12 protein-coding genes are annotated in these 14,951 nt (G+C 38.9%); 7 read left to right on the top strand and 5 right to left on the bottom strand.

Annotated elements, in window-relative coordinates:
* Positions 1–44 precede the first annotated feature (44 nt).
* The 5 genes from ABIB30_RS05015 to ABIB30_RS04995 all read left to right on the top strand — a co-directional run bounded on the left by ABIB30_RS05015 (position 45) and on the right by ABIB30_RS04995 (position 5,277).
* Positions 45–794, top strand: coding sequence for a hypothetical protein (locus tag ABIB30_RS05015; protein WP_354299808.1), 750 nt, complete (start codon positions 45–47; stop codon positions 792–794).
* Positions 791–1,114, top strand: coding sequence for a hypothetical protein (locus ABIB30_RS05010; protein WP_354299806.1), 324 nt, complete (start codon positions 791–793; stop codon positions 1,112–1,114). Before ABIB30_RS05015 ends, ABIB30_RS05010 begins: the two co-directional genes overlap by 4 nt.
* 35 nt (positions 1,115–1,149) lie before the next feature.
* On the top strand, positions 1,150–2,175 hold the full coding sequence (locus tag ABIB30_RS05005) for a DUF3078 domain-containing protein (RefSeq protein WP_354299804.1): 1,026 nt from the start codon (positions 1,150–1,152) through the stop codon (positions 2,173–2,175).
* Between the two features lie 104 nt (positions 2,176–2,279).
* Positions 2,280–3,620: a signal recognition particle protein gene (gene ffh, locus ABIB30_RS05000; RefSeq protein WP_068404601.1), complete on the top strand. Its 1,341-nt coding sequence runs from the start codon at positions 2,280–2,282 to the stop codon at positions 3,618–3,620.
* 118 nt (positions 3,621–3,738) lie between these two features.
* Positions 3,739–5,277, top strand: coding sequence for a YifB family Mg chelatase-like AAA ATPase (locus ABIB30_RS04995; RefSeq protein WP_354299801.1), 1,539 nt, complete (start codon positions 3,739–3,741; stop codon positions 5,275–5,277).
* 54 nt (positions 5,278–5,331) lie between these two features.
* Here ABIB30_RS04995 and ABIB30_RS04990 read toward each other — a convergent pair whose 3' ends face one another.
* The 3 genes from ABIB30_RS04990 to ABIB30_RS04980 form a co-directional block, all read right to left on the bottom strand.
* Positions 5,332–6,741: an MAC/perforin domain-containing protein gene (locus ABIB30_RS04990; protein WP_354299799.1), complete on the bottom strand. Its 1,410-nt coding sequence runs from the start codon at positions 6,739–6,741 to the stop codon at positions 5,332–5,334.
* Positions 6,742–6,913: 172 nt separating this feature from the next.
* Positions 6,914–7,747, bottom strand: a complete 834-nt coding sequence (locus ABIB30_RS04985; RefSeq protein WP_354299797.1) for a M57 family metalloprotease — start codon at positions 7,745–7,747, stop codon at positions 6,914–6,916.
* 200 nt (positions 7,748–7,947) lie between these two features.
* Positions 7,948–8,784, bottom strand: coding sequence for a M57 family metalloprotease (locus ABIB30_RS04980; RefSeq protein ID WP_354299795.1), 837 nt, complete (start codon positions 8,782–8,784; stop codon positions 7,948–7,950).
* Between the two features lie 97 nt (positions 8,785–8,881).
* On the opposite strand from ABIB30_RS04980, the gene ABIB30_RS04975 reads away from it, so the two are divergent.
* The gene (locus tag ABIB30_RS04975) at positions 8,882–11,719 is read left to right on the top strand and encodes a S8 family peptidase (RefSeq protein ID WP_354299793.1); all 2,838 of its coding nucleotides are present in this window, start codon (positions 8,882–8,884) and stop codon (positions 11,717–11,719) included.
* 45 nt (positions 11,720–11,764) lie between these two features.
* Here ABIB30_RS04975 and ABIB30_RS04970 read toward each other — a convergent pair whose 3' ends face one another.
* Both ABIB30_RS04970 and ABIB30_RS04965 read right to left on the bottom strand, forming a co-directional pair.
* Complete coding sequence (locus tag ABIB30_RS04970) at positions 11,765–12,031, bottom strand: hypothetical protein (RefSeq protein ID WP_354299791.1); 267 nt, start codon at positions 12,029–12,031, stop codon at positions 11,765–11,767.
* 36 nt (positions 12,032–12,067) lie between these two features.
* On the bottom strand, positions 12,068–12,655 hold the full coding sequence (locus ABIB30_RS04965; protein ID WP_354299789.1) for a TlpA family protein disulfide reductase: 588 nt from the start codon (positions 12,653–12,655) through the stop codon (positions 12,068–12,070).
* A 141-nt stretch (positions 12,656–12,796) separates the two neighbouring features.
* On the opposite strand from ABIB30_RS04965, the gene ABIB30_RS04960 reads away from it, so the two are divergent.
* On the top strand, positions 12,797–14,944 hold the full coding sequence (locus tag ABIB30_RS04960; RefSeq protein WP_354299787.1) for a S9 family peptidase: 2,148 nt from the start codon (positions 12,797–12,799) through the stop codon (positions 14,942–14,944).
* Positions 14,945–14,951 lie beyond the last annotated feature (7 nt).

Below are 14,951 nucleotides of genomic sequence, written 5' to 3'. Positions count from 1 at the left end.
ATATAAGCCATTTAGCCTCGTCTTATTTGTATTTTTGCTGTGCAATGAAACCTACTCTTTTATTCCTTTTCTGTTGCTTTTTTTGTGGTGTAGCTTTAGCTCAAAAAAAATCCGTTCAAGGGTTTGTTATCGATAAGGTATCCAAACAGCGTTTAGCTACAGTCTATATTTATAATTCTCATAATGATGATGGGATTTATAACAACAGTAAAGGTGAATTTACAACGCAAGCCGCTATTGGCGATACTTTATTCGCTGTACGTCAAGGCTACGGATTAGATACGGTAGTTTATAAAGGAAGTGCAATCTTTTTTCAATTAAAGCCACTGGCCATTCAGTTGAAAGAGGTTTCTATTATTGGAAGCTCCCTTTCTCCAAAGCAGCGGTATGAACAGAGAACCAGAGAATACAAGTATGCAACTGATCTGGGAAGCTCCAGAGATTTACTGAATTTAAGTTCAAGAGGAGTCGGCTTAGGAATAGATGCGATCTATAATTTGCTGAGCAGAAAAGGTAAGAATGCAAGACATTTGCAAGCTATCCTGGAAAGAGACTACAAAGAAGAAATTATTGATTACAGGTATAATCCTGCTTTTGTAGGCCGTGTGCTAAGAATTAAAGATTTTGAACTGAAAGATTTTATGCAGCAGTACCGCCCTAGTTATGACTTCGTGCTTGCAGCTTCTGATTATGCTTTTATAGTCTTTGTGAGAAACAATTATGCTTCTTATAAGCGGAATCCGAAGGCGTTCAGATTACAACCACTTCCTGTAATCAAAATTGATCATCCATGAAATACTGGCCTGTAATCTGGAGGGGACTTCCTGCAAATGCAATGGCTATTTTTCCGTTTATGTTTTTTAAGGATCCCGGACAGAAAACTGATACGTTATTGATTAACCATGAAAAAATTCATTTCTACCAGCAATTAGAGCTCCTGATCCTTCCTTTTTATATTCTTTATTCAATAAACTACCTGGTTAATCTATATAAATACAGAAATCACAGCAAAGCTTATTTTAATATAAGTTTCGAAAAGGAGGCTTATGCCAATGAATTGGACATGAATTATCTGAAAAACAGGAGACTGTATTCGTGGTTTAAATATTTATAATAAATCCTACGAACATTTTTCTTTTCTTTGTATCAATGAGAGGTATATACGCATGTTTACTATTTGTATTTGCAGTTTCAGCACAAGTAAGTGCACAAGAGATAGATACAGTTCCTATAACAGTTAAAGATTTTGACCTTAAGCTGAGGAAAAGTCCATTGCCTTCGCTAAAAGGTATTATCGTCTTTAAACCAGTGGAGATTAATCCGCTGATTGTGAGTTCAAAGGTAAATTACTGGAAAACTAAAACTGCAATCGGGATTAATGTAAATCAATCTTCTTTCAGTAACAACTGGAGTGGTGGTGGTGTAAATTCACTGGCCGTAGAGGGATTAGTCAATTACAAAGCCGAATACAAAAAAGAAAATTACAGTTATTTAACTGAGGTTGATCTGCGTTATGGAAAAATAAGAAATAAAGGTCAATTGCAAAAGAAAACGAATGACCGGATATTCTGGAATAATACGGGAGCATTCAAAATCTCTAAAAACTGGAATTTATTTACCCAGGTAACTTTTGAATCGCAATTTGATAACGGATATTCGTATTCATCGCCTAATGGGGTGGAGACTGCTACATTAATTTCCAAATTTATGTCTCCGGGATACCTGACGGAATCTTTCGGTTTTGAATACAAGCCAAATAAATTTTTCTCTACACAATTTGGTACCGGTGCTGCAAAACAAACATTTGTTTTGGATAACAAGGCACTGGCTGCAGCTGATGCGAAGGCAAATCCGGACCCTGCGACCCAGAAAACAGATTTTTATGGGGTTCCGGTAGGAGATACTTTTAAAAATGACCTGGCTTTTCAAATCACTGTTAACTTTGAAAAAGATATTTTTCATAATGTAAACCTGAAAAGCAGATACTATGTCTTCGTCCCATACGATCATTTTGAAAACATGAAACACAGGCTGGATGTGACTTTAACAACTAAAGTCAACAGGTTTATGAACGTGACACTGAATGGTATCGGAATATATGACAAGACGATCAGTGACCGGATCCAGGGCAGCCAGTCTTTAGCGATGGGCGTGATGTTTATATTCCCGCGCTAAATACCTTTGCATCCTATTTTAATGTTGATTGTTATTAAAAATGTTTGCAACTTTGTACACGACTACCATTATACATTAACTAATTGACTATCAATTAATAAAACATGTTTGAAAATTTACAGGATAAACTAGACCGGGCATTTAAAGTTCTAAAGGGTCAGGGAAGCATTTCAGAGATCAACGTGGCTGAAACCATGAAAGAAATTCGTAAGGCTTTACTGGATGCCGATGTAAATTTTAAAACGGCTAAAAGCTTCACTGACGAGGTTAAGGAAAAGGCCCTTGGCCTGAATGTACTTACCGCGGTTTCTCCGGGACAATTACTGACTAAGGTAATGAACGACGAGCTGACTGCATTGATGGGCGGTGAGGTTAAAGAATTAGATTTAAAAGCGAATCCTACAATCATATTGATTGCTGGTTTGAACGGTGCGGGTAAAACAACCTTCTCTGGGAAACTGGCAAATTACCTGAAAAGTAAAGGTAAAAAACCTTTATTGGTAGCTGGTGACGTTTACCGTCCTGCAGCGATTGATCAATTGCAGATTTTGGGTGAGCAGATCGGTGTTCCTGTTTATGCGAACAAAGATTCTAAAGACCCTGTTGCAATTGCACTGGAAGGTATTGAACTTGGAAAGAAAGAACATCATAACGTAATTATCATTGATACAGCGGGTCGTTTAGCGATAGACGAGCAGATGATGAATGAGATTTCGGATGTGAAATTGCATACTAAACCGCATGAAATCCTGTTCGTAGTTGATGCCATGACCGGACAGGATGCGGTTAATACAGCTAAAGCATTCAATGAAAGATTAGATTTTACAGGTGTTGTACTGACAAAACTTGATGGTGATACCCGCGGTGGTGCGGCTTTATCTATTAAGTCTGTGGTTAACAAACCGATTAAATTTGTCGGTACTGGTGAAAAAATGGAAGCACTTGATGTTTTCTATCCAGACAGAATGGCTTCCCGTATTTTGGGAATGGGTGACGTTGTTTCCCTTGTTGAGCGTGCTCAGGAGCAGTTTGATGAAAAAGAAGCAGCAGAACTTCAAAAGAAAATCCGTAAGAATAAGTTTGACTTCAACGATTTCTATAACCAGATTCAGCAGATCAAGAAAATGGGTAACATGAAAGACTTGATGGGCATGATCCCAGGGGTAAGTAAAATGATGAAAAACGTAGAGATTGAAGATGATGCTTTCAAAAATGTGGAAGCAATTATTCAGTCGATGACGAAATATGAGCGTGAAAATCCAGACAGCATTCAGCAAAGCAGACGTTTACGTATTGCTAAGGGTTCTGGAAATAAAATAGAAGAGGTTACTAAACTGATTAAACAGTTTGAGGATATGCGTAAGGTGATGAAACAGTTTTCTAACCCCGCTGCTGCTGCTAAAATGATGCGCGGTATGCCTAAAATGCCACAGGGAAGAATGTAATCATTCTTTGCTGATCTTTAAAAACCGGGCTCTCAATCCGGTTTTTTTTATGTCTGTACTTTTTTAACCTATAAGGCTTAATATGGAATTAAATTTACGTGCTAATTCGTAAATCAATATGCTCATTAAAACTTATGGCAGCGCAGTCTTTGGCGTTAATGCTTTAACAATCACTATTGAAGTTAGTATTAGCAGCGGAAATAAATATCATATTGTCGGATTGCCCGATAATGCAGTTAAAGAAAGCCTTAAAAGAGTAGAGAGTGCGATTCAGTCTTCCGGCTTTAAGATGCCCAGGCAAAAGATCGTAGTCAATTTATCACCAGCAGATATCCGTAAAGAAGGTACATCGTATGACTTGCCCATTGCTATCGGGATTTTAGCAGCTTCAGGACAATTAATCAGCGAAAGGGTTGCAGAGGTGCTCATTGCAGGAGAACTTTCGCTGGATGGAGGTATACAGCCTGTAAAAGGAGCCCTTCCTATTGCTATCCAGGCGGCAGAAACAGGTTTCAAAGGATTTATTTTGCCTGCAGAAAATTCAAGAGAAGCGGCTGTTGTTGACAATCTGCTGGTTTATGGCATGCATCATTTAAAAGACCTGGTCGCTTTTTTCAATGGAACTGCCATTTTTAATCCTGTTCTTGTGGATACGAAAAGTGAGTTTACAAAAGATACTGGTTTTTATGATCATGATTTTTCTGATGTCAACGGACAGGAAAGCATTAAAAGAGCTTTAGAGATTGCTGCCGCAGGCGGACATAATGTAATTCTGATCGGGCCGCCCGGAGCTGGGAAAACAATGCTGGCTAAACGTTTACCTACCATTTTACCTCCTTTAAGTATGCAGGAAGCATTGGAAACAACCAAGGTTTATTCTGTGAGCGGGAAATTAAATGCAGCGACTTCATTAATGACGGAAAGACCATTCCGCAATCCGCATCACAGTATTTCTGATGTGGCTTTAGTGGGCGGAGGAGCGAATCCGCAGCCAGGAGAAATCTCAATGGCACATAATGGTGTCTTATTTCTGGATGAGTTACCAGAATTTAAGCGGTCTGTGCTGGAGGTGATGCGCCAGCCACTTGAAGACCGCAAAGTGATCATATCAAGAGCGCGTTTAAGTGTAGAATATCCGGCGAGTTTTATGCTTATAGCCGCCATGAACCCCTGCCCTTGTGGATTTTATAACCATCCGGACAAGGAATGCGGCTGTTCTCCATGGATTGTCCAGAAGTATCTAAGTAAAATTTCAGGGCCGCTTATGGACAGGATTGACCTGCACGTGGAAGTCACTCCTGTTCATTTTGATGAATTGGCTTCTTTGCGGCCTTCGGAAAAAAGTGCAGTGATCAGGAAAAGAGTAATCAGTGCAAGGTCAAAACAGGAAATCCGCTTTGCTGAGCATACAGGTTTGTATTATAATGCGCAAATGAGCCCCGCCCAGGTCAGGAAACTTTGCAAAATCAACGGGGAAGGCCTGGAACTTGTCAAAAAAGCGATGGAAAAACTCGGTTTATCAGCCCGTGCCTATGATAGGATCTTAAAGGTCTCAAGGACAATTGCCGATCTGGCAGGGACTAAAAATATTGAATTGGAACATTTAGCTGAAGCGATTCATTTCCGTAGTCTGGACCGGGACAATTGGGCTGGATAAACAGAAAATCCGGAGACTGAGTCATTCCGGATTTCTGTTTTTAATCTGATTTGATTATTTCGAAGGGTAAGCATAAAAAGCGATACCACTTACCGGTAACCAGTAACGTGAATCAAGCTGTCCTCCATCAGGCGTATAGTAATGATCTTTACCATCTTTGCTGGTATGCAGATAAATCGGAATAGTTCCTGGAAATTGTTGACTATAAGCATAAAAAGCGATTCCTTCACTTCTCCACCATGAAAAATCATCGACAGATCCCTGAGTATAAAAGTGATCTGCCCCTTTTTGGCTAAAGAAAACATTGATTGGTACAGTTCCTGGTATAGGTTTATTATAGGCACGGAATGAAGAACCGAGATAGCTCCAGTAGTTCCAATCATCAACCATACCTGTTGACAAATAATGATGTCCTTCTTTTTTAGCGCTAAATGAATTGATATTGACTAGTTGGGAAGTAAAATCATTGTCTACAGTTACTTGGTTATCAATCAGATATTGTTTAATATAATTTTCTACTTCTGCTTTTTTCGCACCGTCAAAAATTAAATCTGAAATTGGAATCAATCCGTCATTACTAATCGCTATAAGCTCTGCATTAGGCACATTAGAAGTGCTTTGCCAATTGGCAATATTTACTGTTGGAACTGTTTGATCCAACGATAGTGTTCCTATGAGGCTTTTTGATGGATCGCCACCATAGGTTTTATAATGTAATCGCTGAGAGGAATTTTGACTGGCAGAGGCTTTATCATAGTTTAAACCAGTGTTTATATTAAATATAGCTCCTATACCTACATCCAGTCCGGCAGCAGCAGCTACTGTCCTGTCTGCTTTTGAAGTTTCTGACTGATACAAGACTTGCAATTTTGCCCCTAAAATAATGTCAGATAGCACATGAGTGCCATATTTTCTAACAATATATGCCGCAGAGTTATTTTGAACATCCGTCGTAAACTCAGGAGTAACGTAGCCTCTTAATAACTCATTAGTTGCGTTAAATTTGTTTCTTTTTTCCTGAATCATTAATTCATAACTGCTGTAAACATATCTCGAAGAAAAAGAGCTTGCATCAGAATAGGAGCCTGTTATAGTAGACTTAAATAAGGCAAATCCTACCGTTGCTTTTAACGTAGCAGAGATTTTTTTTGAATAGCTTTCTGCATTGTCAGCAGAAAATATTTTACCTTCCTGTTTTTTAGAAAGATCTATTTCAACCCTGTTTGGCTGATCACTTTTCAATCGCTCCACGTCGATTACCTTATACGTAGCTGCGCTTGAATTGCCATATTCTCCGGTTACATTATAACCGTACCCAAGTACATCATACAGTCCGTCGACAGCTGATTGGGGTTTATTGGTGGAGGGATTACCATCTTTCACTGCGGCAGATTTGTCTTTTGAACAACCGCTGATCATAACAACTGCTGCAAAAGCAGCAATCAGAGCGTAATTTTTTTTCATATAAATAAATTTAGATTAATGCTAAGATATTAATCTATATCAAAAAAAATACTCATTGATAGAAAAATAATTTCAGATTAAATAATTAAAAATCCGGCTACAGAACAAAAAAGCCCGGTAAATTAATGCCGGGCTTAATACCATGACTCATAAATCAGCTAGGATTTGCAGATTAGTTATATAAATAGTTTAGGGCAATTTTATCATTAGAATTAAACGTCCTGTCAGATCCGTTTGAGCAAGCTAACATAAATGAAGATGCATCTGGTCCTGATGGTGTACCTGGAATCTGGATGGCGCCAACCCCGCTTGAACCTTCATTTACTGCGGTTCCACCACAGCTGTAAGCCCGGTTTGAATAATCAGTATGACGGAATCCAATACAGTGTCCAACTTCATGCTGTAAAACAGAGGTCAGGTATCCCAGGTTAGGATTAGCTCCGTATGCTGCAGCGTTTGTATTCATCTGAATCTCCCCATAAGGATCGCCTCCCGAAGGGAAACCTGATGAGCCTAATGTAATATAACCACCAGAAGGACCTTCATTAAAGCCTACTACATCTATATCACCAGTGGTTCCTGCAGCTGCACGCTGGAAAGTAATGCGCAAGCCTAAGTCATTATATCTTTTAATCATTCCGTCTACAGCATTACCATAAACAGCAGGTAAATTTGTTACCGAAACTGTAATTACTCTTGGTAAACCACTAACCTTATTCAGCGTACGGTATTGTTCTGTTTTGGCAATACTTAAGTAACTTGTAGCCGCTTTTTCATTGAGATTTTTATCACTCAAAAAAATATCTCCTTCTACGAGGTATCCTCCTTTTACTTTCCGGGCATTCTCAGTGCTAAAGCCCAGGTTACTGATTTGAGATTTTGTGCTTGCAGAAATTTGATCCTGACTAGCAGCTGAGGAAGTTTGTGCTTCTTTTTTCTGGCATCCAAAAATGCACAAGATCATTGTACCCACGAGGGCAAATGACAATAAATTCAGTTTTTTCATTAAGTTAATTTTAGGTAGATGATTAATAAGTCATAGGTAACCTAAAATTATATATATATTAAGATAAAAACGAATTTATTTTATTTAAACAACTGAATATCAGAAGCTAACACAAGGAAGTCTTAAAAAGACTAAGCCCGGCAATAGTTATTGCCGGGCTTAAAGCCTTTAATTCACAAAATATCTAGAGGTTAGGTATTTTATTTATATAAATAGTTAATTGCTTTTACATCATTCGCATTAAAGGTTCTGTCGCCGCCATTTGAGCAAGCTAACATGAATGATGCTGCATCTGGTGCAGAAGGAGTTCCAGGAATCAGAATTGCTCCAACACCGCTTGCGCCTTCGTTAACTGCAGTTCCACCACAGCTATAAGCTCTGTTAGAATAGTCAGTATGACGGAATCCAATACAGTGTCCAACTTCATGCTGTAAAACAGAGGTCAGGTATCCCAGGTTAGGATTAGCACCGTAAGCTGCTGCATTAGTGTTCATTTGGATTTCGCTATATGGGTTACCAGAAGCCGTTGGGAAACCAGAAGAACCTAAAGTAATATAACCGCCAGAAGGACCTTCGTTAAATCCTACTACGTTAATTTGACCAGTAGTTCCAGCAGCTGCACGTTGGAAAGTAAAACGTAGCCCTAAGTTGTTGTATCTGGTAATCATTGCATTCACTGCATTACTATAAACTGCAGGCAGGTTAGTTACAGAAATAGTAATTACTCTTGGCAAAGCTTTTACAAGATTAGTGGTTCTGTACTGCTCTGTAGAGGCAACACTTAAGTGTGTAGTTTCAGCTTTTTCAGTAAGATTAGCTTCGCTTAAAAGGATATCACCTTCTACAAGGTAACCTCCAGCTACTTTTCTTGCATTTTCAGTACTGAAACCAAGACTTGAGATCTGTGATTTAACAGTTGCTGAAATTTCATCTTGTTTAGTATCAGCTGTAGTAGCAGCTTCTTTTTTCTGACATCCGAAAACGCAGAGTGCTAGCATGCCGGCTACGGCAAGCGAGAATAAGTTAAATTTTTTCATTAAGTTAGTTTTTTAGGTAGATTGTTTGTGAACTAATAGGTTAATCTAAAATTATATATAATTTTAACCATTAACAAATTTTTAATTTCAAATTATTGTGAATTTCAAAATAAAATATGCTTTAATTATAATTCTTTTTTGCAACACAGCTGCAAAGGCACAAAAATTATCGGTTGCAGAAAAAAAAGAGATATTCCACAAATACAGCTCTACTGTATCGGATTCAAAGATTAATGGTGAAAATCTTCTATTAGTCGAGCTTTCCCGCCCGTTAACATCGGCAGAAATTCAGGAGTTAAAACCGTTGCGCAGTTTTTCTTTGAACCATTTAATTATTCCGGAAAAGACGGCTGCAAAATTCAGTTCTCTGATTATTTCTCAGACTAAAGCAAACTCTTTATGGAAAGCCAGTGATAAACTCGCACGTCAGTATGCGCAATATTCAACTCAAAATAAGCAATTTACAATAAGAATTTCGATAAACCCAAAGACACCAAGTGTTCCTGTTTCAGTACAAGGCTTAAAATCTTACACATTTGATCAAAACAATTACGTCGTTACAGCCAGTATACAAATGAGTGAGCTGATGCCGGTCTTACAACTAGAAGAAGTCCTGTTTGCTGACGTTTATCAAACCGCAAAAGACGAAACGGTCATCAACGACATGGATCTTTCCAGCAATGAAATTTCAGCCGTACACCTGCGTTATCCTGATATTGACGGGAAAGGCATTACGCTTTCCATTAAGGAACAAATGTTCGTTAAAGAAGATATAGACCTGGCAGGAAATATCGTAGCAACACCTTCAACTGCTCCGGTAGTAGATGATCATGCAACACAAATGGCTACACTTGCTGTTGGCAGGGGAAATACGTTTATACGTGGACTGGGAGCAGCTCCTTTTACCTCATTAACAGCTTCAGATTACAGGAAAAACAATAATGATCTCATGCCGGATGATATCAAGGAGTTAAATCAATATAAGGTAAATGTACAAAACCACTCTTATGGTCTTGGGATAGATAACTTTTATGGGATGCAGGCTGTTGCTTATGATAAACAAGTATTTGAAGCAGATACGATAGTGCATGTATTTTCTTCGGGAAATTCGGGTTTGGTTACAGCGGTGGATGGTATTTATAAAAACATTCCGAATACTGCTCAGTTAACAGGAAATTTTAAGACTGCGAAGAATGTATTAGTTATAGGAGGGATAAATCAGGAAAATGTATCAGAAAGTCAAAGCAGTAAAGGCCCTGCCTATGATGGCCGGGTAAAACCTGAGCTGGTTGCTCTGGGACAGGATGGTACATCTGGTGCCGCGGCATTAACTTCAGGATCGGTAGCCCTGTTTCAGCAGCAATACAAAAAACAGTACGGAAAACAACCTTCTGCAGCCACGGTAAAAAGTATCCTGATTAATTCGGCAGACGATATTGGAACGCCTCAGGTGGATTTTGCGACAGGGTTTGGAAAATTAAATACTTTACAGGCTATTCAGACTATTATTGATAAACGTTTTCAGACAGGAGTAGTGAACGATCAGCAGGATTTTACGTTTCCATTGCAAGTAACCGCAGATCAGCAGGAACTTAAAGTAACCCTGGCCTGGCTCGATCCTCCTGCGCCGGTTAACAGTGTACAGAGTATCGTTAACCATCTGGACCTATCTATGGAAACACCGGCCGGAACTGTCATTTTGCCCTGGATATTGAATACCTATCCCAGTGCGGATTCTTTATTGATGCCTGCAAAACGGGGATTAGATAACTTGAATACAGTGCAACAGGTAAGTTTAACCAATGTACCTGCAGGAACCTATACCATTCATGTAAAAGGCAGAACTGTCACCCAGGGAAAACAAGATTTCAGTATCGCTTATCAATGGAAAGCAAAGAATGATTTTAGCTGGACCTTCCCTTTAAAAGACGCTGCAATATTCGCTGCTGAGAGCAATTATATCAGATGGGGAAGTACTCTATCAGGTCAGACAGGAAAGCTCTCTGTGAGTTACGACAACGGTGCTAACTGGACAGTTGTGAACAGCAACATTGACCTTGGATCTTCTTTTTATAAATGGGCTGCTCCAAATTTATTTACACGCGCCATTTTCAAGATGGAGACTGGCGGAAAAGAGTTTCTTAGTGAATCTTTTGTTATTTCGCTTGCTGAAAAACTACAAGTGGGTTATAGTTGTACAGACAAGATTTTGTTTCATTGGCCAGCTCAACCGCAGGCAACGGGTTACACGCTTTACAATTTAAAGAATAATACCTTAACGCCGATCCGGCAATTGACAGATACCCTGGCTATTGTTGATAAATCTGCTATAGCCTCCAATTATTTCACAGTTGCAGCAAATGGCCCTGATTTCAGCGGGTTAAAAAGTTATACGGTAGACTATACGGCACAGGGTGTAGCCTGCTATGTAAGAACTTTTCTGGCAAATATTGTAAATGATGCGGGTAAACTTGACTTAACGATAGGCACAACCTACAATCTGAAAAGTATCATTTGGGAAAAACAAACTTCCCCTGGAGTATTTGCAACGCTGGCCGAAACGGTTGTCACTTCTGGACTTTTGAATTATAGCCAGACTGATCAGAACCTGGTACGTGGCATTCAGTTCTACAGAGTGACCTTGGTTACAAATGATGGGATTAAAATCCCTTCAGATATCTTACCGCTTAACTTCCTGAAAGAAAATGATTTTGCAGCTTTTCCAAATCCGGTGATTGACTTTTTATCGGTACTTAGTGGCGATTTTGATCCTTATACACTTACGCTTTACAATTTGTCAGGACAAAAGATTTTCCTGAAAGAAGCCAATGGGTTATATCAGTTTGATTTATCTGCATTATCTACCGGGTTATATATCGGCACAATTACCAGAAATGGGAATACACTCAAAAAGATTAAGATTATAAAAAGATAAAGTCCCTGTAGAGACTTTATCTTTTTATAGCTTTTATAAATACTATTATAATTCTTCGTCTTCCTGTTCTTCTTCTTCGTCCTCTTCTTCTGGCACATAAGCGATGATCTCCCGGCCGATAGCATTTACTTCTTCATCTTCTCCAAACAAGGGTAGTGCAGTCTCAGGATCCAGTGTCAGCCACTGTGATTCTGTATCTTTCAGGATATGACGGTATTCCTTACCATCCTTAAAAACAACATAAGTATCATTTCCTTCTGGAAATATAGCATAGTCGATTTCACCTATAGTAATATCAAATGGTTGTTGCATGATTATTCTTTAACCGGGTATATAAATTGATAATTATTAATTCGTTGTTTTCAGTTTATTGATAAATGCAATGAATTTTGAATCTGCGTAGTTAGCGGCTCCGGCTTCATTATAGGAAATCCTGCCTGCTTTATCAAATACGACTGTAGTGGGTAATGAACCTTTAAAAAGTACTTCTGGAATTTCACTGTCTACGGCATAAACAGGCAACTGATATCCTTTTTTATCCATAAATTTTTGTGCTTTTGGCAATTGACTATCAGCATCAACCAAAATAAAAACCACGTCTTTATCATCCTTGAATTTTTCGTGCAATGCATTTACACTCGGCATTTCGGCCAGACATGGAGGGCACCAGGTTGCCCAGAAATTAAGAAAAACAACCTTTCCTTTCAATTCCCCAAGGTCAATAACTTTTCCATTGATATCTTTAAACTTAATACCGGATAGATCGCCTGCAGCATTAACCTGTTTATCGACTGCAGCAGTATCAGGCTTGAAAAACCCAATTTTCATTAAGCCTTCCAATACCAGCGCTTTCGCAGGAGGTACAAAAAGCAGCACCAGGAATAATACAATCAGCATCCCGTTAAAAATATTCTTTCGGTTAAGAATCTTATTCATGATGATATATAGTTTATAAAAATTAATCCTATTTTGCAGTAGTCAAAGCCCGAAAAGCAAACAACAGAAACGGAACAAATCATCAAAGGGCGCCATGATAGCTTTTTAGCCTATCTGTTAGTTAACCTCAAACGCCATACAATGAAGAAAATTATTCCGTTTATACTCTTGCTAAGTTCAGCTTTAGCTTGCACAAACAAAGATACGAAAATGGAAACTTATAAATGGCCGGCAGCAAAAGCCCCGATAGCAGAAATCAAACCTAAACAGCGTGTTTTACATGGTGACACGGTAATTGATAATTATTACTGGATGATTGATTATTTTAAAAAGGGGCCGGACAGCACAAAAACGATCGATTATCTCAACGCTGAAAATGACTACCTCGACAAGATGATGAGTGGCACAAAAACGTTACAAGCCAATCTCTTTAAAGAGCTGAAAGGCCGCATCAAGGAGAAAGATGAGTCAGTTCCGGTATTTAAAAATGGTTATTTCTATTATTCCAGAACTGAAGAAGGAAAACAGTATTCCAAATTCTGCCGTAAAAAGGAAACATTGGATGCCAAAGAAGAAATACTGCTCGATATTGACGAACTGGCTAAGGGACTTCCATATTATTCAGCCACCGGGTACAGTGTAAGTCCTGACAATAAATTACTTGCTTATGGGGTCGATAAGGTTTCCAGACGCCAGTATACTATTTTGATCAAAAATCTGGAAACTGGAGAGCTATTAAAAGATAGTATTCCCAATACAGAAGGAGATGCGGTTTGGGCAGCAGATAATAAAACACTTTTTTACACCTCAAAAAACGCAAAAACACTGCTTAGCGAAAAAATCAAAAAGCATAAACTCGGAACAGCAGCTACCAAGGATATTGTTGTATATCAGGAAAAAGATAAATCCAACTATATCGGTGTCGGTAAATCCAAATCCGGTAAGTATATTTTCATTTATTCTTCGGCAACCTTATCTGCCGAAGAGAGACTGATTCCTGCAGATCAGCCTGACGCCGAATTCAAAGTATTCCAGCCCAGAATTAAAGATGTACTTTATAATGTAACCGCCTTAGCCGACAAATTTCTGATCGTAACCAACTGGAATGCTAAAAACTTCCGTTTAATGGAGTGTCCACTTGACAGAACAGAAAAAGAGAATTGGAAAGAGGTGATTCCGCACCGCAAAGATGTCCTTTTAGAGGATGTGGAGGGATTTAAAGATTTTATAGTGATTTCAGAGCGTAAAAATGGTCTGGCCCAGTTACGCATCCGTAAATTAAATGGTGCTGAACATTATATTGATTTCGGTGAACCCACTTATAATGCTTCTGTTGGTAATAATCCAGAATACAATAGTGAAAAGCTTCGCTACATCTATACTTCCATGACTACACCAGTATCCGTTTATGACTACCATATGGATACGAAAGAAAAGCAGCTGATGAAGCAGCAAGTGGTTGTAGGTGGTTATAATAAGGCCGACTATACGACAGAGCGCCTCTACGCGACAGCCAAAGACGGAACACAGGTTCCCATCTCGTTAGTCTATAAAAACGGTCTTAAAAAGGACGGAAACGCGCCTTTGCTACTTTATGCTTACGGTTCATATGGACACAGCATGGACGCTTCTTTTTCTTCCAGTAATCTGAGCCTGCTGAACAGGGGCTTCGTTTTTGCAATTGCACATATTCGTGGTGGACAGGAAATGGGCAGACAATGGTACGAAGATGGAAGGCTGATGAAAAAGATGAATACTTTCACCGATTTCATTGATTGCGGGAACTTCCTGATTGAAAAAAAATATACAAGCCCGGCACACCTTTATGCACAGGGTGGTAGTGCTGGCGGCTTGTTGATGGGTGCAGTAATTAACCTTGCACCTGAGCTATGGCATGGGGTGATTGCTCAGGTCCCATTTGTAGATGTGGTGAATACAATGCTTGATGAAAGTATTCCGCTTACGACAAATGAATTTGATGAGTGGGGAAACCCTAAGAATGCGGATGCTTATCATTATATGAAAAGTTATTCTCCATATGAGAATATTGAAGCTAAACATTATCCAAATATGCTGGTAACCACCGGTCTTCATGACAGCCAGGTTCAATATTTCGAACCCGCTAAATGGGTTGCAAAGTTAAGAGCAACCAAAACAGATAAAAATGTCCTGCTGCTAAAAACAGATATGGACTTTGGACACGGCGGAGCATCCGGCAGGTTCGACTATCTAAAAGATATCGCATTGAACTATGCTTTCCTGTTAAGCCTGGAGAATATTAATAAATAACAAAAAA

It is taken from the genome of Pedobacter sp. UYP1 (assembly GCF_040547305.1).
In the GTDB taxonomy this organism is placed as follows: domain Bacteria; phylum Bacteroidota; class Bacteroidia; order Sphingobacteriales; family Sphingobacteriaceae; genus Pedobacter.
The sequence above is the reverse complement of the archived record's forward strand: the minus strand, read 5'-3'. Positions and strand labels throughout refer to the sequence as shown.